Below are 22,454 nucleotides of genomic sequence, written 5' to 3' on the forward strand. Positions count from 1 at the left end.
TGAATGTACCGTTCGCTCGGAAAACAGGGGCGCGTCAGCGCTCGGCAACGGGGGTGCGGCGATAGATCGGGTCGCGCTTCTCGGCGAACGCCGCGAACGCTTCGAGGACATCCGGTGTCGCCAGGTTCACGGCCTGCGCCGCGGCCTCGCCGTCGAGCGCTTCGTCGAGGGTCCGGTCGATCCCGTTGTCGATCAGGGACTTGGTCTGCGCCAGCGCGATCGGTGGTCCGGCCGCCAGTCGGGTCGCGAGGGCGGTGACGAACACGTCGATCTCCGATTCGGGCTGCAGCCACGTGACCAGCCCGAGCGCGTGTGCTTCGTCGGCGCCGATCATGTCGGCGAGCATCGTCAGCCGCTTGGCCTGCTGCAGCCCGACGAGGCGCGGCAGCAGCCACGAACCGCCGGTGTCGATCGACAGGGCTCGCCGGGCGAAGATCTGGCAGAAGTGCGCCTCCGGGGTCGCGACCACGAAATCGCAGCCCAGCGCCAGATTCCATCCGGCTCCCACCGCGACGCCCCGCACCTTCGCAATCGTCGGGACCGGTAGACCGTGCAGCAGTCGCACGGTGTCGTTGACGCGGCGGGTCTCCTCGGCCGGGTCGGGGAATTCGTCCATGCCCGCGGTGGCGGACAGGTCGGCCCCGCTGCTGAACGCGCCGCCCGCGCCGGTCAGCACGACCGCGCGGACGTCGTGCCCCGGTTCGACGTCACGCAACCGTTCGCCCAGCAACGTCCACATCTGCGAGGTGATCGCGTTGCGACGGTCCGGGCGGTGCAGGGTCAGCGTGAGCACACCGTCGGTGAGGTCGGTGAGCAGGACGGACTCGTCGGTCACGTGCGTTTCCTTTCGAATCTCAGACGACGTCGAACGTGACCGGCAGCCGGTTGGGGGAGCGGAACGGCTGCCCGCTGATGTGCGGATCGCGGTCGTCCTGCAGGCGGAAGTTCGTCAGCCGCGTGAGCAGGCATTCGACGGCGACCCGCGTCTCCATCCGGGCCAGGTGCAGGCCCAGGCAGGTGTGGGCGCCGGCGGTGAAGCTGATGTGCGGCAGCGTCTTTCGGAAGATGTCGAACTCTTCCGGCCGCTCCCACCGGTCCTCGTCCCGGTTCGCCGAACCGAGAACGAGATCGACGACCGCCCCGGCCGGGACGGGAACACCGCCGAGTTCGGTGTCCTCGGTGGTGTACCGCTGCACGAACGTCAACGGGGTCTCGTAGCGCAGACCCTCCTCGACGGCCTGCGGAATCAGACCGTGATCGGCCTGCACGGCGGCGAACTGGTCCGGGTGCCGCAGCAGCAGGTACAGCAGGTTGCCCGACGACCGGTAGGTGGTCTCCAGGCCGGCCGGGAGCAGCAGGCGCAGGAACGAGTAGATCGCCTCGTCGGTCAGGTTCTCGCCCTCGACCTCGGCGGTCACGAGATCGCTGATGATGTCGTCGGTCGGCTGCGACCGTCGCTGTTCGATGTGGCCGAGGAAGTAGTTCTTCAGCTCCTCGGAGGCCTCCAGTGCGCGCGGCACGTTGCCCGCGTAGCTGATGATCGACACCGCGGCCCTGCGGAAGAACGGCAGGTCTTCCGCGGGCAGCCCGAGCAGCCGCGCGATCACCCGGGTCGGGAATTCGAACGTGAAGTCCGCGACGAGATCGGCGTGGCCCTCGCCGGCGAACTCGTCGATCAGCGCGTTGCAGATCGGCCGCACGATCTCCGGTTCCCACACCCGCAGCGACTGCGGCTTGAACGCCGCCGACACCAGGTTGCGGTGCGCGCGATGTTTCGTGCCGCTCATCGCGAGGATGGTCGGTCCCATGAATACACCGATGGTCGCGTCGTACAGCTTGGAGCTGAACACGCGGTCGTTGCGCAGGGCGGCGCTGACCGTCGAATAGGTGAGTGCGGCATACGAATCCGCCGGGCGCAGTGATTCCGGGGTGCGCGAGTAATCCATGACCGTGCCGTGGAAGACGCCGCCCTCGCGGCGGCGCGCGGCGAAGAACGGATAGGGGTCGCGGAAGTCGAGTGTGGCGGTGGCCGATTCGTCTCGGACGGAGCTGTCCACTGATCACCTCTGGAGGTTGCTTCCCATCACCCGGAGATTGCGGTCCGCCGTAACGGAAAGAGTTATAGAATGCTTGACAGTAAGGCTCACTATAAATCACTCTGGTGCCCGGAACAACGCTTCTCGGACGGAACGGAAAGTGCCACGGATGAGCATGTCGATCGTCGAGCAAGCCGCGAAAGTGCTGGCAGAACCCGCGGCCTACGCCGACGAGCCGCACCTGCACGCCGCGCTGACGACACTGCGCGCCGAGGCGCCGGTGGCCTATGTCGACGTGCCGTCCTACAAGCCGTTCTGGGCGGTCACCAAGCACGCCGACATCATGGCGATCGAACGCGCGAACGAGCGCTTCACCAACTGGCCGCGGCCGGTGCTGATGCCCGAGGAATCCGACGCCATGCAGGCTGCTGCCGGCGTCCGGACCCTGATCCACATGGACGACCCGCAACACCGGGTGGTGCGGGCGATCGCCGCCGACTGGTTCCGCCCGAAGTCGATGCGCGCCATGGAGATCCGGATCGAGGAACTGGCGAAGCGCTACGTCGATCGGATGCGGGAGTACGGCGGCGCGTGCGACTTCGTGCAGGACATCGCTATCGACTTCCCGCTCTACGTGATCATGTCGCTGCTCGGTGTCCCCGAATCCGACTTCCCGAAGATGCGCAAGCTCACCCAGGAACTCGTCGGCAGCGACGACGACGAACTCAAACGTGCCACGCCCGCCGACGAGAAGATCAATTCACTGCTCGAGATGTTCGAGTACTTCTCGGCGCTCACCGCGGCCCGCCGCGAAGATCCCACCGACGATCTCGCGTCGACCATCGCCAACGCCCGCATCGACGGAGAGCCGCTGTCGGACATCGACACCATGTCGTATTACACGCTCATCGCCACCGCCGGACACGACACCACCAGCAGCAGCATCTCCGGGGGACTGCACGCGCTGATCGAGAACCCGGATCAGCGCGAAACACTCTGTGCAGACCTCGATCTCATGCCGCGGGCAACCGAGGAGATCATCCGGTGGGTCACCCCGGTCAAGGCGTTCATGCGCACGGCCGCCGAGGACACGACCCTGCGGGGCGTGCCGATCGCGGCGGGTGATTCGCTGCTGCTGTCCTACGTGTCCGGCAACCGCGACGAGGACGTCTTCGACGATCCGTTCCGGTTCGACATCACCCGCGATCCCAACAACCACGTCGCGTTCGGGTTCGGTGTGCACTTCTGCCTCGGCGCCGGGCTGGCGCGGCTCGAGATCCGCAAGTTCTTCACCGAGCTGCTGCCGCGGCTCACCGCGATCGAACTCGACGGCGAACCCGCGAGCACCGCGACCACGTTCGTCGGGGGGCTCAAGCACCTACCGATCCGTTACACGCTGACCTGACCGCCCTCACCTCGAAGGACCACGCATGACCGATGCCGGGACCTGGGACGACACGCTCGCGGACCTCGAGCGCCGGCGCGACCACGCGCTGGCGATGGGCGGGACCGAGCGCGTCGCCAAACACTGCGGCAAGGGCAAACTCGACGCCCGCGCCCGGATCGAACGCCTCCTGGACCCGGGCACCTTCCACGAATTCGGCACCCTCGTCGGCGGCGACGTGCCGGCCGACGCGATCGTCGCCGGATCCGGGCTGATCCACGGGCTGCCCGTCATGGTCGGTGCCGAGGACTTCACCACCCTCGCCGGCACCATCGCGCCCGGCAGCAACTCCAAGCGGTACCGGCTCGCCGAACTCGCGGTGCGCAACAAGGTGCCGCTCGTGATGCTGCTCGAGGGTGCCGGTTTCCGTCCCACCGGCGACCACTACGGCCGCACCCCGACGGACCTGCTCGCGCAGGCCCGGTGCTCCGGGAAGGTGCCGATGGTCACCGCGGTGCTCGGCCCGTCCGCCGGGCACGGCGCCCTCGTCGCACCGGTCGCGGACTTCGCAATCATGAGCCGGCAGGGATCGATCTTCACCGCCGGACCACCCGTGGTGAAGATGTCCACCGGCGAGGACGTGACGAAGGAAGACCTCGGCGGGCCCGACGTCGCGCTCACGAGCGGGGTGATCCACAACGTCGCCGACACCGACGAGGACGTCCTCGACGAGATCCGCCGCTACCTGTCGTACTTCCCGCCGAGCGCCTGGTCGTACCCGCAGATGACCGAACCCGACGAGTACTCGAACCCGCGTGAGACACCGGAACTGCTCGACATCGTCTCGCGCGACAACCGGCGCACCTACGACATGCGTGCCGTCATCGACGTCGTGTTCGACACCCACGACTGGTTCGAGGTGCAACCGAAGTACGGCCAGGCGATCATCTGCGCGCTCGCGCGCCTCGGTGGGCATCCGGTCGCGGTGGTCGCGAATCAGCCGCAGGTGCTCGCCGGATCGATCGACGCGGCCGCGGCCGACAAGGCCGCGCACTTCATCGCCGTGGCCGACGCTTTCCACCTGCCGCTGGTGTTCCTCACCGACAACCCGGGCATGCTGCCCGGCAGTGAATCCGAACGCGAGGGCGTGCTGCGCGCCGGCGCCCGCATGTTCGTCGCGCAGACGACCGCGACCACCCTGAAACTGCACGTGACGCTGCGCAAGGCGTACGGATTCGGGTCGATGGTGATGTCGCTCATCGGGTTCGACGGCCAGGCCGCCACCTACGCGTACCCGGGGGCGACGATGGGTGCGATGAGTGCGGCGGCGCTGAGCAACGCCTCCGGCGCCGACGCCGACCTCGACGCCACGCTGCGAGCCATGGAACTCGAAGCATCCTACCGGTCGGCCGAACAGATGGGGTTCGACGAGCTGATCCGGCCCGAGGAAACCCGCAACGCGCTGCTGCTGTCGCTGCAGCGCGGCATCTACGCCCGGCAGGCCGTCGCGGAACCGGTGATCCGCACCGCGATCGTGCCCTGACCCGTCGACACGACCCGCTCGAGACACGAAAGAAGGAACCGATGACCAGCCTCGATTACCGTGCGATCGACGTCGACAACCACTACTACGAGCCGCTGGACGCCTTCACCCGGCACCTCGACAAGAGCTTCCGCCGCCGCGGAGTGCAGATCGTGCAGGACGGGCGGCGGAACACCGCCATCATCGGCAACAAGGTGAACCGGTTCATCCCGAACCCCACCTTCGACCCGATCATCGTGCCCGGCTGCCTGGACCCGCTGTTCCGTGGGCAGGTACCCGAAGGCGTCGACCCGGCCACGCTGATGAAGGTCGAGGAACTCGAGCTGCGACCCGAGTACCGGGACCGGGACGCCCGCGTCGCCGTGGTGGAGCAGCAGTCGCTCGACACGATCTTCATGTTCCCCACATTCGGGTGCGGCGTGGAAGAAGCCCTGCGCGAAGACATTCCGGCCACCATGGCGTCGTTGCACGCATTCAACCTGTGGCTCGACGAGGACTGGGGATTCGACCGGCCCGACGGGCGGATCCTCTCGGCCCCGATGATCTCGCTCGCCGATCCGGAGGCCGCGGTGGCCGAGGTCGACTTCGTGCTCGACCGCGGCGCCCGCATCGTGCACATCCGGCCGGCGCCGGTGCCGGGCATCGGCAAGCCCCGATCGCTCGGCGACCGCGCACACGACCCGGTCTGGGCGCGCCTTGCCGAATCGAACGTGCCGGTCGCCTTCCACCTCGGCGACAGCGGCTACCTGAAGATCGCCGCGATGTGGGGCGGCAAGGACACCTTCGAGCCGTTCGGTCCGGGCGACGCCCTCGACAAGATCCTCGTCGACGACCGGGCGATCCACGACACGATGGCCTCACTGATCATCCACGGTGTCTTCGACCGGCATCCGGGGTTGCGCGTGGCCAGCATCGAGAACGGCTCCGACTGGGTGCACCGCCTCGCCAAGCGGATGACGAAGCTCGCGAACCAGTCGCCGCGCTCGTTCCCCAACGACCCGGTCGAGACACTGCGCGAACACGTGTGGGTGGCACCGTACTACGAGGACGACCTACCGCGTCTGGCCGAGCAGATCGGAGCCGACCGCATCCTGTTCGGCTCCGACTGGCCGCACGGCGAAGGCCTGGCCGAACCGATGTCGTTCACCGACGAACTCACCGCATTCGATGCGGCCGATACCCGGAAGATCATGCGGGACAACGCCCTGGCGTTCCTCGGCGCCCCGATCACGGCGTCGGTCTGAGCCGGCGGCCGGGACACGGATCAGGAGGATGCGTTGACGGAATGGAGCCTGGGCGCGGTGTTCGACGCCGTCGCCGACGCGGTCCCCGACCGCACCATGACGGTGTGCGGCGAGCGCCGGAGCACCTTCGGAGAATCCGCCTCGAGGACACGCCGATTCGCGAACTTCCTCGCAGACCGCGGTTTCGGGGAACACACCCCGCGACACCGGCTCGACCGATGGGAATGCGGACAGGACCGCATCGCGCTGATCATGCGCAACGACCTGTACCCGGACCTGATGATCGCGTGCGCGAAGGCGCGGGTGGTACCGGTGAACATCAACCACCACTACACGCCCCGCGAGATTCACGACCTGCTCGCCTACATCGCCCCGCGCGGGATCGTCTACCATCGATCGTTCGGGCCGGTCGTCGCCCAGACCGCTCCGCCCGGGGTGGACCTGCTGGTTTCCGTCGACGACGGCGCCGACGTGCCCGAACTCGCCGGGGCGGTACCGTTCGAGGAGGCCGTCGAACTCGGCGATCCCGACACCGTGATCGCGACCTTGCCCGACGACCTGATCATGCTGTGCACCGGCGGCACCACCGGCCGGCCCAAGGGCGTGCTGTGGCGGCAGGGCGACATGTACGTCTCGTCGATGAACGGCGCCGACCACGACTCCGCCGAACCCGTGCAGGCGCTGGCCCGCGCGACCGGGCAGGTGTGGTTCGCCGCGTCGCCGCTCTCGCACGCCGCCGGCACCTGGACCACCTTCGCCGGACTGCTCGCCGGACAGACCGTCGTGCTCTACGACGACCGGGAGAAGTTCGACGCGCGCACCGCACTCGAAACGGCCGAGCGGGAGAAGGTCACGCTGATGACCATCGTCGGCGACGCCTACGCCGGACCGCTCGTCCGCGAGATGCAGCGCCGCCCCTACGAACTGTCGTCACTGTCGGTCATCGGCACCGGGGGAGCGGCGACCAACCCGGTGCACAAACGGGCACTACTCGAACAACTTCCGCACGCCTTCCTCGTCGAAGGGTACGGCTCGTCGGAAACCGGTGGGATGGGATACGGGCGCAGCACCCGCGGCGCCGAGGTCGACACCTTCGACCCGATGCCCGGCGGCACCGCGGTATCCCACGACCGCACCCGGCTGCTGATCCCGGGCGACTCCGAAATCGGCTGGGCCGCCCGCACCGGCCGCGTCCCGCTGGGTTACTTCGACGACCGCGCCGCCACCGAAGCGACCTTCCCGATCATCGACGGGCAACGCCTGGCGATCCCCGGCGACCGCGTCACCGTCGACGCCGACGGCTCCCTGCGACTGCTCGGCCGCGATTCGCTGGTCGTCAACACCGGCGGTGAAAAGGTGTTCGTCGAGGAGGTCGAGGAGGTGTTGCGGGCGCAACCCGGCGTCGTCGACGCGCTGGTCGTCGGCAGATCCAGTCCCCGCTGGGGTCAGGAGATCGTGGCGCTCATGCAGTCCGCGGACGGTGAGTCCGCCGAATTCGCACTGCGGCAGGCGTGCCGCGATGCGCTGGCCGGGTTCAAGGCACCGAAGGCCTTCGTGTTCGTCCCCGAGATCCGGCGGCTCGGGAACGGAAAACCCGACTACCGATGGGCGGCACAGCAGGTCGCCGAGACGGCACTCGGGAAGGACGGAGCGTGAGCATGCCGAAGGTCCTCGACTGCCTGGTGAACGTGCACTTCGGCGAACGCGAACAACCGGCGTGGATGCTCGAGGTGCGAGACAAGTACTTCAAGGGGCCGCAGTCGATGTATCGGCAGGTGGACCTGGCCGAACTGCTCGACGAGATGGACGAACAGGGCGTCGAGAAGGCGATCCTGATGTACTCGATGGTCAAACCGTCACCGACCGCGCTGAAGTTCGTCGAGGAGATGCCGGACCGGTTCGCGCTCGCCGTCAACGGCGTGGACCTGCTGCACCCGGTGTCGTCGCTGCGTGAACTCGCCGCGCTCGTGCACGATCTGCCGGTCGCGTACACGACGGTGGGACCGAGCTTCTGGGGCGACGGCATGTACCCGCCCACCGACGCCGTGTACTACCCGCTGTACTACAAGTGCGCCGAACTGGGCCTGCCGTTGTGCATGAACACCGGCCTCCCGGGCCCACCCATTCCCGGCGAGGTCCAGAATCCGATCCACCTCGATCGGGTCTGCTACCGCTTCCCGGAACTGAAGCTGTGCATGATCCACGGCGCCGACCCCTGGTGGGACGTCGCGATCCGGCTGCTCATCAAGTACGACAACCTGCGGCTGATGACCTCGGCGTGGTCACCCAAGCGGCTGCCGGACAGCCTGCTGCACTACATGCGTACCCGCGGCAAGGACAAGGTGATCTTCGGATCCGACTGGCCGGTGCTGCCGATGCGCCGCCTCGTCCCCGAGGCGATGGCGCTGGACCTGCCGGACGACGTCCGCGACAACTACCTCTATCGCAACGCACAGGAATTCTTCTTCGGCGGCCGACCTTCGGGCGACACGGCCGAATGACGGGACAGGGGGCACACGGGATGGACCGCTACGAATTGCGCAGGCAGGACTACAGCCTGTCCGAGGACCAGACGGAACTGCAGGCCGCGTACGCGAAGTTCTTCCGGTCGCGCAGTCCCCTCGAGGTCGTCCGCGCCGCCGAACCCGGCGGATTCGACAAGAACCTGTGGGAACAACTGTGCGCGACCGGCGCGACATCCATGGCGCTGCCCGAAGACGTCGGCGGCGACGGCGCGACCCTCGTCGACCTGACCCTCGTCGCCGAGGAACTCGGCCGCACCCTTGCCCCGGTGCCGTGGATCGACCACGTGTGCGCCTCCCGGCTGCTCGCGCGGCTCGGTGCGTGCGACACCCCCGACATCGTCACCGGACGCGAAATCGTCGCGCTGGACCCTCGATTCGATGCTCCGCCCGGCAGGCGCCTCGTCCCGTCGGGATCGGTCGCCGACCGCATCGTCGTCCGTGACGGCGACGACCTCGTGCGGCTCGAATTCGACACCCGGCCCGCGAAGGTCGACAACATCGGCAAGCTGCCGGCGGCATGGATCGATCCGGCCGCCGCGGATCGTCGCACCGTGCTCGCGAGCGGACCCGAGGCGGTCGCGCAGTACGATCGGGCGCTCGAGGAATGGCGGCTCCTGACCTCCGCCGCGCTCGTCGGACTGACCGAGGAAACACTCACCATCGCAGCGGAATTCGCCAAGAACCGCTACACGATGGGGGTGCCGATCTCGACCCTGCAGGGCATCTCGCATCCGCTCGCGAACATCGCGATCGTCGTAGCCGGTGCCCGGAACCTGACGCGGCGGGCCGGGTGGTTCCTCGACAACGAACCCGACGCGGCGCCGGTGCTCGCGTCGGCGGCGTTCGTGTACCTGGCCGAAGAGGCACCGCGCGCGGCGACGATGGCCGTGCACGTGCAGGGCGGACTCGGGGTCTCGGCCGAATCGGCGGCCTCGGCCTACCTGGTCCGCGCCCGCGGCTGGGCACTGGCCGGCGGCGACCCCGTCGACGCCGCCGTTCGGGTCGCCGAGAGCTTCGCCACGCAGGCCTAGCCGAGTCGACAAGACCAGGCCGACAACAGCAGGGGGAACCATGGATTTCTCACTCGTGGAACTGTCCGACGAGGACGCCGCCTTCCAGCGGCGGGCACGCGCCTTCCTCGACACGCACGTCACCGACGAGGTGCGCCGCCGCGACCGGGAGACCGGCGACAACTTCGACGAGGGCGTGCACCTGGCGATGGGCGCCGAAGGCTGGCTCGCCGCGGAACGCGCACCCGAATCCGAGGGCGGCCTGAACCGGCTGCGGCGCCGGTTGTGGGACCTCGAGAAGCGGCGCGCCGAGGTGCCGTGGGTGACCGCGGGCACCACCGCCATCGTGACCACCTCGATCGAGCAATACGGATCGCCCGAGGTGCGCGCCGAGGTGCTGCCGAAGATCGACAGCGGCGAGGTCCGGCTGTGCCTGGGCTACACCGAACCCGAGGGCGGCTCCGACGTCGCGACCTGCAAGACCCGGGCGGTGCGGGACGGCGACGACTGGATCATCAACGGCTCCAAGATGTTCACCACCGGCGCCCACAACTGCCAGTACGTCTTCCTCATCACCAACACCGATCCCGACGCCCCCAAGCACAAGAGCCTGACGATGTTCCTCGTCCCGCTCGACACCCCCGGCATCGAGATCCAGGGACTGCGCACCGTCGACGGCGATCGCACCAACATCGTCTACTACTCCGACGTGCGCGTGCCCGACAAGTACCGGCTCGGCGAGGTCAACGGCGGCTGGGCCGTGCTGATGGGTCCGCTCGCCGAGGAACACGGCATGGTCGACGCCGCGAACGACGGTCTGCAGGACGTGTCCATCCTGATCCATCAGGGCACCACCATGGCGACCCGCGTCGACCGCGTCGCGCGGATCCTCGGACAGGAGGGCCCGGACGGACGCCGGCCGCTCGACGACCGGGCGGTCGCGTACCGGCTCGGCCGCAGCATCGCCCGGATGGAAGCGGCGCTGTCCGCGCCGCACATGTTCGGGCGCGTCGCGATCGCCCAGACGATGCGCGACATCTCCCCGGACCTGATGGACATCCTCGGTTCCGCATCCGCACTGCCCGTCGACACCGAAGGTGCCGCCGACGACGGCGGCGCCGAGCACCTGTTCCGGTGGGCCCCGCTGTGCGGCATCTACGGCGGCACCCTCGAGGTGTTCAGGAACATGATCGCCCAGCACGTGCTCGGTCTCGGCCGGCCCAACTACTCGCAGCCCGCACGCGCCAAGGCGCACTGAGGAGCGTTCACCATGGCGACGAATCCGCACCCGTTCCCGATCTTCGACTCGGACAACCACATGTACGAGACGCGGGACGCGCTGACCAAGTACCTCCCGGACCACGCGAAGGACGCGATCCGCTACGTCGACATCGACGGGCGCACCAAGATCGTCGTGCAGAACACCATCAGCGAGTTCATTCCCAACCCGACGTTCTCCGTCGTCGCCGCGCCCGGGGCGCAGGAGGACTACTTCCGCAACGGCAACCCCGAGGGCAGGTCGGCGCGAGAGATCATGGGCAAACCCATCAAGTCGATCCCCGCGTTCCGGGACCCGGCGGCGCGGCTCGAGAAGCTGAACGAACAGGGTCTCGACTACGCCCTGATGTTCCCGACCCTCGCCAGCCTCGTCGAGGAACGTCTCAAGCACGATCCGGAACTGACCCACGACGTCATCCACGCGTTCAACCGGTGGATGTACGAGCACTGGAGCTTCGACTACGAAGGCCGCATCTTCGCGGTCCCTGTGGTCACCCTGCCGATCGTGGACCGGGCACTCGAGGAACTGCAGTGGTGCCTCGAACGCGGCGCGAAGACGGTGCTCGTCCGGCCCGCGCCGGTGCCGGGCTTCCGCGGCAGCCGCTCGTTCGGGTTCGAGGAGTTCGATCCGTTCTGGAAAGCCTGTGTGGACGCCGGGATTCCGGTGTCGATGCACGCGTCGGACAGCGGCTACTCGCAGGTCCTCGACATCTGGGAACCGGCCACCGAGTACAAACCCTTCGCGCCCACCGCATTCCGCACCGCTGCGATAGGTTCGCGCGCGATCGAGGACGCGATGACCGCGCTCGTGTGCCACGGCGCACTGTCGCGGAATCCGGATCTGCGGATCCTGTCCATCGAAAACGGCTCCGATTGGCTGCCCACCCTGTTCCGGAACCTGCGGCACGCCTACGACAAGATGCCGCAACTGTTCCTCGAGGACCCGATCGAAGCGTTCCGGCGTTGCATCTACGTGAACCCGTTCTGGGAGGACGACTACCGGGAGGTCGTCGACATGCTCGGCGCGGACCGCGTCGTCTACGGCTCGGACTGGCCGCACCCGGAGGGCCTGGCCGATCCGCTGAGCCTGCTCGCGCAGCTCGACGGACTGTCTGCCGAGGATGCGCGGAAGGTCATGGGAGGCAACATGCTCGACCTGCTCGGTCTCGACACCGCGGTCGCTCGGGGCGCCTGACGTGGCCGGCATCGCGGCCGCGGGTCCGACTCCGAACGGGCTCGGTACGGTCACCGAACGCGTCGTCGACATCGACGACATCCCCATGTCGGCGTTGTGCGCCGAGGTCGCCGAACCGCGCGCCGTCGTGGTCGCGTTGCACGGCGGCGCGACCACCTCGCGGTACTTCGATCTGCCGGGCAGACCCGAACTGTCCCTGTTGCGCGCCGGCGCCGCGCTCGGCTACACCGTGCTCGCGCCGGACCGGCCGGGCTACGGTGCGTCCGCGCCGTTCGGGGACGAATTCGACGATCCGGCGCGCCGCGTCGACGCGTGTTACGCCACCGTCGATGCCCTCCTCGGTTCGTCGCCGCGCGGGGCGGGCACGTTCCTGCTGGCGCATTCGGCCGGGTGCGACCTCGGTGCCCGGATGGCCGCCGATCCGCGCGGCGCGGGACTGCTCGGGCTGGAACTCGCCGGGACCGGCACGGTGAAGTACGCCGACGCCGAACGGCTGATCACGGCGATGCACGGCACCGGCGACCGCGCAACCATCCGGGATCTGCTCTGGTACCCGGAGGACCTGTACCCGGAGGAGGTGCGCGGCGGTCGATCGCTGTCGTCGCGCACCCCGCGGTACGAGGCGACGGTCGCCGTCCGGTGGCCGGCGAAGTTCCCGGCGCTGTCCCCGGACATCCGGATTCCGGTGCGGCTCAGCCACGCCGAACACGAACGGGTGTGGCGCACCGACCCGGACACCCTCGGTGAGATCGCGCGGGGCTTCACGTCGTCGCCGCGGCTGGTGTCGTACCGGCAGGCCGGGACCGGGCACAACATGAGTGTCGGGTTCGCGGCGACTGCCTATCACCGGAGCGTGCTGGCGTTCGTGGAGGAATGCACGCTCGCAGCCGAACGTCCGTCCGCTTGATCTCTGGAGGTGCTGTGAAGGTTCCGTTCACCTGGAAGGTCACCGGGTGGTTCATGGTGGGCTGGTCGGCGGAATTCCCGGTGGGGGAGGTACGGCCGCTGAAGTATTTCGGCGAGGACCTGGTCGCCTACCGTGACGAGTCCGGTGAGATGCACATCCTCACCGGCCATTGCCGGCACCTCGGTGCGCACATCGGCTACGGCGGCACGGTCGTGGGGGACTGCGTCGAATGCCCCTTCCACGGCTGGCGCTGGGGTCCCGACGGCACCAACCGCGCCATCCCGGGTGAAAACCGCACGCGGCCCACCGTGCGGCTGCGGGTGTATCCGGTGGTCGAACGCGACGGCTGTGTGTTCATGTGGCACCACCCGGACGGCGCCGCCCCGACCTGGGAGATGCCGGGAATCCTGGCGTTGTTTCCCGAGGTCGGCTCGGATGAGTCGTCGGACTACTACCGCCCGTATCCGGAGTTCTCCCGCAAGACCGAACGAGAACCGGTGCATCCGCAGGTGGTGCTCGAGAACGGTCCGGACAGCCTGCACTTCCAGTACGTGCACGGCGCGACCGTCACCCCGCAGATGCTCGACTACAGCGCCTCGGACCATGCATGGCGGTTCCTCACCGGCTGGCCCGATGCGCGCAGCGACGATCCGGAGGAGATGGCGCTGAAGATCCACGCCCACATGTTCGGGCTCGGCGGGTCGATCAGCGCGTTCGAAGGATCGTCGAATCACCGGCTGATCTTCGCCAGCACCCCCGTCGACGACGAGAGCTCGGACCTGTTCTATTCGATCTGGTGGCCCCGCAATCCCGGAGACGGTGACGTGCCGCCGGACGACGTCCGTGAACGCGTCGAGCGGCGGTTCCTCGTCACGGTGTGGGAGGACCTGAGCATCTGGCGGCACCAGAAGTACGTCGAACATCCTCCGCTGTCACCGAAGGACGCGAAACCGTATCTGTCGCTGCGTAAGTGGGCGCGGCGGTTCTACGACATCCCACCGGCCGACGCCACCGTCTGACCAGGCTCCCAGAGGCACGGGTTGCGCGATCGGATGGGCGTCGCCGGACCCCGGTCGAGACTCGTGTCGAAGATTCGTCCGCGGGCGGGTGTGAAACCGGCCGAGTCGGTCAGGTCGTGGCGTGGGCTCTTGCGGCGGTACGGCGCACCAGCTCGACGATTGTGTCCGGGGTGTCGGACTGCGGTGCATGACCGGCGTACGGCAGCGGAACGAAGCGAGCCCCGGGAATCAGCGGGGTGTAGCGCACCGTCTGTGCCGAGGCGACCATGTCGAGTACGCCCTGCGCGAGCGTGACCGGGCACGTGATGCGAGGCATCCCGATCGGGACGTCCCACAAGATCGCATCCCACAGCATCGACCAGCAGCCCTCGGCCTCGGCGAATCCGCCTTTCACCGAAAGTGATTCGCGACGCGACGCGCGCCACGGCAGTGCCCGCAGGCCGGCGGTGAGTGCGGTCCGTCCCACGACGTTGCGCGACATCCGTTCGATGAGCGGGTTGCGGAGTTTGTTGGCGATCCGTGCGGCCGTCATCAGGCCACCCTGGAACACCCGTTCCGGCGGCAATCCGAGTCCCGATGGCGACAAGGCCACCACCGACAGTGCCCGCCCTCGCGTCGCCATCTCGAGCGCGATCCGGCCGCCGAGGGAATTTCCGAGCACGTGTACCCGGTCGAGGCCGCGCGCGTCGAGGTCGGCGATGATGGCGTCGGTGATCGCGGCGACGGTGGGTCGGACCTCGAGCATGGGGGATGACCCGTGTCCGGGCAGGTCCACCGCCAGGACTTCGAAGTGCTCGGCCAGTCGCGGGATCAATTCGGAGAAATCGTCCTTGGTGGCGCCGATGCCGTGCAGGAGGAGGAGCGGTTCACCGCTACCGGCGAGTCGATATGCCATGTGAGGAGTGTGCATCGACTCGATTGTGCCAGGTCAGGGAAAGAAGTCGACTCGAAGCGGCCGAGTCGACCGGGTCGAGCGCACTCCGGTCCGTCGTCGTGGCGGCAGGAGCCGAGGCCACGGGCAGTCGACGACGCGTTTCGCCTTTGCGGCGGATCACCACAGGTAAGGGTCGACAGCGTGCTCTGTTCAGATGCTTGCTCCGAGCTCGGACCGGAAAGGTCGCAAAGATCGAATGGGGGTGTCATGAGTCCTCGTGGTCCACGCGAAGCCGGCGCGGCGCCGACCGTAGCCGAGATCGACGCGATCGCCGGGCGCACCGAGCCGCTCATTCGCAACCTCCCGATCACCCACGCCTACCACCAGCTGTCTCGCTCGCTCGCCTCAGAGCGGTGGCGCGCTGGACTGCGGCGTTCTTTGTCGCGAGCGGCCATGACGTTCACGGTGGAGCGTCCAGCTGGCCGTCGGAGCCTGGTAGCGGAGTTCGGGCTACCGGCGGGTAAATATGGTTCTTGCGCTCTCGCACGTAACCTGATACTCGGTGCAATACCGCACGCGGTGCACTTCGAAAAGCGGACCGAACTGACGTGGGAGACGAGACAAAATGAGCGCCGATAAGCAGTCGACCATCATCTATACGTTGACCGACGAGGCACCGTTGCTCGCGACCTACGCCTTCCTGCCGATCGTGCGTACCTTCGCTGGTGCCGCGGGCATCGAAATCGAGTCCAGCGACATCTCGGTGCCGGCGCGGATCCTGGCCGAGTTCCCCGAGCACCTCACGGAAGAGCAGCGCGTCCCGGACACCCTTGCCGAGCTGGGTCGTCTGACGCAACTGCCCGACACCAACATCATCAAACTGCCCAACATCAGCGCGTCGGTGCCGCAGCTCCTGGCCGCCATCAAGGAACTGCAGGACAAGGGCTACCAGGTGCCGGATTTCCCGGACAACCCGAAGACGGACGAGGAGCGTGCCATCCGGGAGCGCTACGGCAAGATTCTCGGCAGTGCGGTCAACCCGGTCCTGCGTGAGGGCAACTCCGATCGGCGCGCACCCCGGGCGGTGAAGGAGTACGCCCGTAAGCACCCGCACAGCATGGGCGAGTGGTCGATGGCCTCACGCAGCCACGTCGCGCACATGCGGCACGGCGACTTCTACCACGGCGAGAAGTCGATGACGCTGGACCGGCCGCGCAAGGTCCGGATGGAGCTGGTGACCGAGGGTGGCGAGACGATCGTCCTCAAGCCCGAGGTGGACCTGGGGAAGGGCGACATCATGGACAGCATGTTCATGAGCAAGAAGGCGTTGCTCGACTTCTACGAGGAGCAGATGGAGGATGCGCGCAAGACGGGCGTGATGTTCTCCCTCCACGTCAAGGCGACGATGATGAAGGTCTCGCATCCCATCGTCTTCGGCCACGCGGTGAAGACCTTCTACAAGGACGCCTTCGCCAAGCATCAGGAGCTGTTCGACGAACTGGGCGTCAACGTCAACAACGGTCTCGGCGACCTGTACGACAAGATCGAGACGCTGCCCAGCACGCAGCGGGACGAAATCAAGCAGGACCTGCACAACTGCCATGAGCACCGTCCCGAGTTGGCCATGGTCGATTCCGCCCGCGGCATCTCGAACTTCCATTCACCCAGCGATGTCATCGTGGATGCCTCGATGCCCGCGATGATCCGCTCGGGCGGCAAGATGTACGGCGCCGACGGAAGACCCAAGGACGTGAAGGCGGTCATGCCGGAGTCCACCTTCGCGCGCATCTACCAGGAGATCATCAACTTCTGTAAGACCAACGGCGCCTTCGACCCGACGACCATGGGCACCGTCCCCAACGTCGGGCTCATGGCGCAGAAGGCCGAGGAGTACGGCTCGCACGACAAGACCTTCGAAGTTCCGGAGGAGGGCGAGGCCAACTTCGTCGATGCCGACACCGGTGAGGTGCTGCTCACCCAGCACGTCGAGGCCGGCGATATCTGGCGCATGTGCACCGTCAAGGACGCACCGGTCCGCGACTGGGTCAAGCTTGCGGTCAACCGGGCGCGCAACTCCGGTATGCCGGTCCTGTTCTGGCTCGACCCGTACCGCCCGCACGAGAACGAGTTGATCAAGAAGGTCGAGCTGTACCTGCAGGAGCATGACACCGAGGGTCTCGACATCCAGATCATGTCGCAGGTGCGCTCGATGCGGTACACGCTGGAGCGGCTGATCCGCGGGCTGGACACCATCGCCGCGACCGGCAACATCCTGCGCGACTACCTCACCGACCTGTTCCCGATCCTCGAACTGGGTACGAGCGCCAAGATGCTGTCGATCGTGCCGCTGATGGCGGGCGGCGGCCTGTACGAGACGGGTGCCGGCGGGTCGGCGCCCAAGCACGTCAAGCAGTTGGTGGAGGAGAACCACCTGCGCTGGGATTCGCTCGGTGAGTTCCTGGCGTTGGCCGTAAGCCTGGAGGACCTCGGGCTCAAGACCGGCAACGAGCGCGCCGAGATCCTGGCAAAGGCGCTCGATGCAGCGACCGGCAAGCTGCTGGAGACGAACAAGAGCCCGTCGCGCAAGACCGGCGAGCTCGACAACCGGGGCAGCCAGTTCTACCTCGCGATGTATTGGGCGCAGGAGCTGGCCGCGCAGACCGAGGACCAGGAGCTCGCGGAACAGTTCGCCCCGCTGGCCGAGGCGCTGGCCAGGGACGAGGAGACGATCGTACGGGAGCTGATCGAGGTGCAGGGCGCGCCGGTCGACATCGGCGGCTACTACAAGCCGGACAGCGACAAGACCGCGGCCGTGATGCGGCCGAGTAAGACCTTGAACACCGCGCTGGCGGCAGCCAGCCGCTAGTCCGGAACCCGAACCGTGAGAAGCGGACCTGCATCCTTGTGAGCAAGGTCCGCCACTCCACGGTCGGGTGTGACCGCGAGATGGTCGAGCAGCCCAGGAATGCGCGGGTAGAGGGGAGGTCGGCGGTGGCCCCTGAACGGAGGGCCGGTCGACCTGCTCGCGTACTACGCGGGCGACGGCCGGCATCGGCACGAAATCACGCCGATCAGAATTGAATTGACGAAGTTTGTCGATCATCGGATCGGTTCCGCTGAGGACGGGTGCCCAAATCCACCGCATGACTTCTCGTTGGTCGAGGCGGTCGCAATGCGGTCCGCCGGACGACTACGCGATTCGCATTCGAGTCGGATCACGACGGGCCAGTGCTGACGGCGTGCTCTGTTCAGATGCTCCCTTCGAGGTCAGACTGGGAAGGTCGCAAAGATCGAGTGGGGGTGTCATGAGTCCTCGTGGTCCACGCGAAGTCCGTGCGGCGCCGACCGTAGCCGACATCGATGCGATCGCCGGGCAGGCCGAGCCGGTCATTCGCAACCTGCGGATCACCCACGCCTACCATCTGCTGTCGCGCTCGCTCGCTTCACGGACCGATGGTCACGCGAATTGGTGCACGTTCGCCGTGTGGGCGTCCAAGCAGGTCGGTCGGACGATTCGGCAGGAAGACCTGACGCATGCCCTGGAACGAGCACTGGCCGCGTCACCCGAGGCGAACGCCGGGATCGATCTGATGGTTCGGGCACTGCGCTGGGCGTTCCCTGGACACGCGGTGGTCGAACAGACGGTGCGCACGGTGATCGTGCGGGCGGCACGCCTGGACGAAGTCAGCGACGCCGCGGCGCGAGGCAATCTGAAGGTGTTCGCGGAGATCGCCCGCGAATTCGCCCGGTTCCTGGCCGAGTTCGCACAGGACACGGTGCTCGACGAGCGGAGGATCGCGGACTTCTGCGCCGCGTTGCGGCCCGGGAAACCACCCGACGGACAGGACTACCTGCGCCGCGCATTCACTCGGTACCACAAGGCGATGTTCGGCACCGACGAGAAAGAGCGCGCCGAGCTGCTGCTCCTGGCCAACCTCGAGATCGGCCTGCACGAACAGACCCGACTGCAACCGGAGATCACCGCGGCGTTGGAGGCGCCGATCCTCGATCCACGGGACCTGGAACGACGGCTGCTGTACCTGTTGCTGCCGGACAACCCGATTCTGAAGTGGCCCCGCCTGGCCCTGCTGACCGTCCTGGGCCGGCGCACACCGGTGCGGCTGGCAGCGGAGCAGTTGACCGAGCGCGTCCGCGGCCTGGTGCGCCGTGCCGTCACCGAGCACCTGATGGTCCTGTGTCTGCCGGACGGTGGCGTGCTCGACCTGTCCGAGGACCTGCCGGCGACGTTCCCGCCCCAGCTGGCGGAACTGGTCGACCCCGAACTTCGGGCCTTCCTCGCCCGAGTGGACCCGAGTCCCGACAGTGTGCGGGACACCGCGGTTCGCGACTGGTCCGACCTTCCGGACCGGATGCACTACATCACGGACCTGTTCCGGTGTTACGCCCAGCGCGCCGACCTGCTCGACCCGCCGTTCACCGCGGACCAGGTCGCGGACTTCACCGCGGGGCGCCTACCGTCCGGTCGCCTGTGACGGCCGTCGCGGTCGTGTCGATCCCCGGCGGACGTCGTCTTGTACAGTCGCTGCACGATCTCGGGCGCCGTTCCTCGAACGCCCGAACGGCGCCCGCACAGGAGGTTCGGTTCGGATGAGTGAGCACAGGGTTCGTATCGACGTCGACGAACTCGGGGTCGCGACGGTCACCTTGGATCGAGCCGAGAAGCACAACGCCCTGGATCCGGCGATGTTCGATGCGCTGGTCGACGCCACTACGCGGCTTGCCGCCGACCGCAGTGTCCGCGCCGTGGTGTTGCACGGTGCCGGCAAGAGCTTCTGTTCCGGCCTCGACATCACCGGTCTCGCGGATCGAAAGGGCACGGGCCCGCGGGATCTGCTGGCGCGTGAGGACGGTCAGGTCGCCGGCCACGGCCAGCGTGTGGCCTACGGTTGGTCCCGTGTTCCGGCCCCGGTGATTGCCGCGATCACCGGAAATTGCTTCGGCGGTGGACTGCAGATTGCGCTGGGCGCCGACATTCGATTCGCGACGCCGGATGCGCGGTTGTCGATCATGGAGGTCAAGTGGGGCCTCGTTCCCGACATGGGCATCACGCAGAGCCTGCCCCGACTCGTCGGCCTCGACGTCGCCAAGGAACTGACCTTCACCGGGCGGATCATCACGGGTGCCGAGGCGAAGGAGCTCGGTCTCGTCACCCACGTCGTGGACGACCCGCTCACCGCGGCATCGGAGTTGGCTCGCGAAATCGCCGGGAAGTCCCCGCATGCGGTCCAGGCCGCCAAGCGTCTCTACGAGGAGACCTGGACCGGCTCGGATCCGGCGTCCGCTCTGATGCTCGAAAGCGAACTGCAGGTCGAGCTGATGGGGTCGCCCAATCAGATCGAGGCGGTCACCGCGGGGAAGGCCGGGCGCGCACCCGTCTTCGTGGATCCGGACTGACTTCGGTCCGATTGCGGATCAGATTGCGACGGCAGCGCCGCAGATGCCGCACTGCTCCAAATGCCGGCGCTTCCAGCGCGCAACGGGAACGAAGAACAGGGTGAACTGCTGGAATTCCCGGACCCGTGCCCACTGCGTCGTGTTGTTGCAGCGCGGGCAGGTTCGGATCCGTCCTGGGCCGAGGTTCTGCCGCTTGGTGCCGAATCCGAACAGAAGGAACATCGCCCGAGCATAGAGCGACGCTCACACGAATCGGAACAGCGGCGGAATCGCGACGGCTGCGAGCACGGCCCACCCGCAGTAGACGGGGAGATACCGGGTCTGCCACCTTTCGACCGCGGCGAAACCGGCCCGCCCCCGGAGGAACGAGACGCCGAGCCGAGCGGCCCACACCAGGTTCACCATCAGGACGAGGTTCAGGCCGAGCGCGGTGACCTTGTTCGCGGTGACCCCGAATTCCGCGATGCGCGTGGCCATCGCGGTGAGCATCAGCAGGTCGACGGCGAGGGCCGCCGCGATCAGCACGACCTGGAGCAGATCGAACACGTCCGGCGCGGCGTGCGGGTCCCGGGCCGAGATCGAGTACAGCAGCAGCCCGAGCACGAGCACCAGGATCAGATCCATGAGGATCAGCAGGTCGCGATCGACGGTGACGACACTGCGGGACGCGATCACCGCGACGAACAGCGCGGCCAGCATGACGATCGTGATCGGTGTGAACACCCGGGTGAGGACGGGTGCGATGTTCTCGACGACCTGCTGTTTCGCCTCCACGAGCCACGCCGCGACGACGATCGCTCCCGCCGGGCCGAACGGCAGGATCCATTGCTCGAAGAACGGTTCGACGTCGATCCCGAGGGCGCTGAAGGCTCCCGCCGTCAACCCCATCAGTACGCCGCCACCGAGGGCGAGCAACGCCAGATACACCGCCCATTCCCCAGTGAAGCGCACGAAGTCCATGCGTCGGCGGTGGGAACGCCAGTCGCCTCCGACGTAGGCGGCTCCCACCACGAACCACAGGGCGACGGGGGCGTGGATCGCCGCGATGATCTCGGTGACACCACCCGGTTCGAAGGGGAACGCGTTGAGTACGACCGCCGCCGCGGCGAACGGGAGGGCGAGTGCCGCAGTCCTTCCCGGGCCCATGCCGCGCTTCCACGCGAAGTACAGGGTGAGGAACGGCAGGACGAGCAGTGCGGCGTTGCGCACGAGTGCCGACTCCGTCAGCCACTCGACTCCGGCCCGGACCGCGAGTCCGGCGCCGAGCGCGCACGCGAGCACGACCGCGAGTTCCCTGGGGCGGCGCAGAGCACCCGACTTCTCATCGGCATCCGGGGTGAGGACGAGTTGCTTCCACAGCCGGTCGGAATGTTCCTGGGCGAACTCCCGGGAGATCTCGTCGACACCGCCCATCCGGCCGACCGCGATGAGAAACGCCTCGTCGTCGGTCAGTCCGACCGAGACGAAGTCCGAGATCTGTTCTCTCAGATGATCTTCCATCTCGTCGATGTCCGCGGACGAGATCACCTGCCGGTCGGAGACATAGTTGCGCCAGCCGGCGATGCGGGATTCGAGATGCGCGTCGAGTGTCATCACGACCACCCCGTCGCGGCGGCGGTGGGAGGCAACTGGGCCGACTGCCACACCTGCTGCAGCGCGTCGGCGACGACGGTCCACTGCGCCGCCCGTTCGGCGAGCACGTTCCGGCCGGCGTCGGTGAGGGCGTAGTGCTTGCGGCGTCGCCCGTTGTCGGCGACGCGCCAGGTGGCGGACACGTGTCCCGCCCGCTCGAGGCGGTGCAGGAGCGGGTACAGCATCCCGTCCGTCCACTGCATCTGCCCCTGCGACAACTCGTTGACGCGTTTGATGATCGCGTACCCGTACGACTCGCCTTCGGCGAGGATGCCGAGCACGAGCGGGGTGGCCGAGGCGGCCACCAGGTCTTTCTCGATGAACATGTCGCCCTCATACCTAGCGGTGCTATGGATAACGGTGACCCTAGCAGATCTAGGTATGAGGGACGA

The 22,454-nt window shown here is 67.5% G+C and carries 19 protein-coding genes; 13 read left to right on the top strand and 6 right to left on the bottom strand.

Annotation, left to right across the window (positions count from 1 at the left end):
• Positions 1 to 34: 34 nt before the first annotated feature.
• Both ACN675_RS09710 and ACN675_RS09715 read right to left on the bottom strand, forming a co-directional pair.
• Positions 35 to 835 (bottom strand): enoyl-CoA hydratase/isomerase family protein, encoded by an 801-nt coding sequence (locus ACN675_RS09710; protein WP_420750660.1) that lies wholly within the window; start codon positions 833 to 835, stop codon positions 35 to 37.
• A gap of 19 nt (positions 836 to 854) precedes the next feature.
• Positions 855 to 2,057: a cytochrome P450 gene (locus tag ACN675_RS09715; protein ID WP_420750661.1), complete on the bottom strand. Its 1,203-nt coding sequence runs from the start codon at positions 2,055 to 2,057 to the stop codon at positions 855 to 857.
• Between the two features lie 148 nt (positions 2,058 to 2,205).
• Here ACN675_RS09715 and ACN675_RS09720 point away from each other — a divergent pair, with 148 nt between their 5' ends.
• From ACN675_RS09720 to ACN675_RS09765, 10 genes are read left to right on the top strand one after another with little or no spacing between them, the layout of a single operon-like run.
• On the top strand, positions 2,206 to 3,441 hold the full coding sequence (locus tag ACN675_RS09720; protein WP_420750662.1) for a cytochrome P450: 1,236 nt from the start codon (positions 2,206 to 2,208) through the stop codon (positions 3,439 to 3,441).
• 25 nt (positions 3,442 to 3,466) lie between these two features.
• On the top strand, positions 3,467 to 4,963 hold the full coding sequence (locus ACN675_RS09725) for an acyl-CoA carboxylase subunit beta (protein ID WP_420750663.1): 1,497 nt from the start codon (positions 3,467 to 3,469) through the stop codon (positions 4,961 to 4,963).
• Between the two features lie 41 nt (positions 4,964 to 5,004).
• Positions 5,005 to 6,207: an amidohydrolase family protein gene (locus tag ACN675_RS09730; protein ID WP_420750664.1), complete on the top strand. Its 1,203-nt coding sequence runs from the start codon at positions 5,005 to 5,007 to the stop codon at positions 6,205 to 6,207.
• A gap of 33 nt (positions 6,208 to 6,240) precedes the next feature.
• Positions 6,241 to 7,863 (top strand): AMP-binding protein, encoded by a 1,623-nt coding sequence (locus ACN675_RS09735; RefSeq protein ID WP_420750665.1) that lies wholly within the window; start codon positions 6,241 to 6,243, stop codon positions 7,861 to 7,863.
• A gap of 2 nt (positions 7,864 to 7,865) precedes the next feature.
• Positions 7,866 to 8,708, top strand: a complete 843-nt coding sequence (locus ACN675_RS09740) for an amidohydrolase family protein (protein WP_420750706.1) — start codon at positions 7,866 to 7,868, stop codon at positions 8,706 to 8,708.
• Between the two features lie 20 nt (positions 8,709 to 8,728).
• Positions 8,729 to 9,763 (top strand): acyl-CoA dehydrogenase family protein, encoded by a 1,035-nt coding sequence (locus ACN675_RS09745; protein WP_420750666.1) that lies wholly within the window; start codon positions 8,729 to 8,731, stop codon positions 9,761 to 9,763.
• Positions 9,764 to 9,803: 40 nt separating this feature from the next.
• Complete coding sequence (locus tag ACN675_RS09750; protein ID WP_420750667.1) at positions 9,804 to 11,000, top strand: acyl-CoA dehydrogenase family protein; 1,197 nt, start codon at positions 9,804 to 9,806, stop codon at positions 10,998 to 11,000.
• Positions 11,001 to 11,012: 12 nt separating this feature from the next.
• Positions 11,013 to 12,215, top strand: coding sequence for an amidohydrolase family protein (locus ACN675_RS09755; RefSeq protein WP_420750668.1), 1,203 nt, complete (start codon positions 11,013 to 11,015; stop codon positions 12,213 to 12,215).
• A gap of 1 nt (position 12,216) precedes the next feature.
• Positions 12,217 to 13,122, top strand: a complete 906-nt coding sequence (locus ACN675_RS09760) for an alpha/beta hydrolase (protein WP_420750669.1) — start codon at positions 12,217 to 12,219, stop codon at positions 13,120 to 13,122.
• A gap of 14 nt (positions 13,123 to 13,136) precedes the next feature.
• Positions 13,137 to 14,141, top strand: a complete 1,005-nt coding sequence (locus ACN675_RS09765) for an aromatic ring-hydroxylating oxygenase subunit alpha (protein ID WP_420750670.1) — start codon at positions 13,137 to 13,139, stop codon at positions 14,139 to 14,141.
• A gap of 109 nt (positions 14,142 to 14,250) precedes the next feature.
• On the opposite strand, the gene ACN675_RS09770 is transcribed toward ACN675_RS09765, so the two are convergent.
• Positions 14,251 to 15,036, bottom strand: coding sequence for an alpha/beta fold hydrolase (locus tag ACN675_RS09770; protein WP_420750671.1), 786 nt, complete (start codon positions 15,034 to 15,036; stop codon positions 14,251 to 14,253).
• 604 nt (positions 15,037 to 15,640) lie between these two features.
• Here ACN675_RS09770 and ACN675_RS09775 point away from each other — a divergent pair.
• From ACN675_RS09775 to ACN675_RS09785, 3 genes are all read left to right on the top strand, one after another.
• Positions 15,641 to 17,881 carry an NADP-dependent isocitrate dehydrogenase gene (locus ACN675_RS09775; RefSeq protein ID WP_420750672.1) on the top strand — a complete coding sequence of 747 codons (2,241 nt, stop codon included), beginning with the start codon at positions 15,641 to 15,643 and terminating at the stop codon, positions 17,879 to 17,881.
• 439 nt (positions 17,882 to 18,320) lie between these two features.
• The gene (locus tag ACN675_RS09780) at positions 18,321 to 19,508 is read left to right on the top strand and encodes a hypothetical protein (RefSeq protein ID WP_420750673.1); all 1,188 of its coding nucleotides are present in this window, start codon (positions 18,321 to 18,323) and stop codon (positions 19,506 to 19,508) included.
• Positions 19,509 to 19,623: 115 nt separating this feature from the next.
• Entirely contained in the window at positions 19,624 to 20,430 is an 807-nt protein-coding gene (locus ACN675_RS09785; RefSeq protein ID WP_420750674.1) for a crotonase/enoyl-CoA hydratase family protein, read from the top strand.
• A gap of 18 nt (positions 20,431 to 20,448) precedes the next feature.
• Here the strand turns inward: ACN675_RS09785 and ACN675_RS09790 are convergent, their stop codons facing one another.
• The 3 genes from ACN675_RS09790 to ACN675_RS09800 are packed head-to-tail and all read right to left on the bottom strand — an operon-like array spanning position 20,449 to position 22,388.
• Positions 20,449 to 20,652, bottom strand: a complete 204-nt coding sequence (locus tag ACN675_RS09790; protein ID WP_420750675.1) for a zinc-ribbon domain-containing protein — start codon at positions 20,650 to 20,652, stop codon at positions 20,449 to 20,451.
• Between the two features lie 21 nt (positions 20,653 to 20,673).
• Positions 20,674 to 22,023 carry a permease prefix domain 1-containing protein gene (locus ACN675_RS09795; protein WP_420750676.1) on the bottom strand — a complete coding sequence of 450 codons (1,350 nt, stop codon included), beginning with the start codon at positions 22,021 to 22,023 and terminating at the stop codon, positions 20,674 to 20,676.
• Complete coding sequence (locus ACN675_RS09800; protein WP_420750677.1) at positions 22,023 to 22,388, bottom strand: PadR family transcriptional regulator; 366 nt, start codon at positions 22,386 to 22,388, stop codon at positions 22,023 to 22,025. Before ACN675_RS09800 ends, ACN675_RS09795 begins: the two co-directional genes overlap by 1 nt.
• Positions 22,389 to 22,454: the final 66 nt, after the last annotated feature.

Source organism: Rhodococcus sp. O3 (genome assembly GCF_048897285.1).
Taxonomy (GTDB): Bacteria; Actinomycetota; Actinomycetes; order Mycobacteriales; family Mycobacteriaceae; genus Rhodococcus.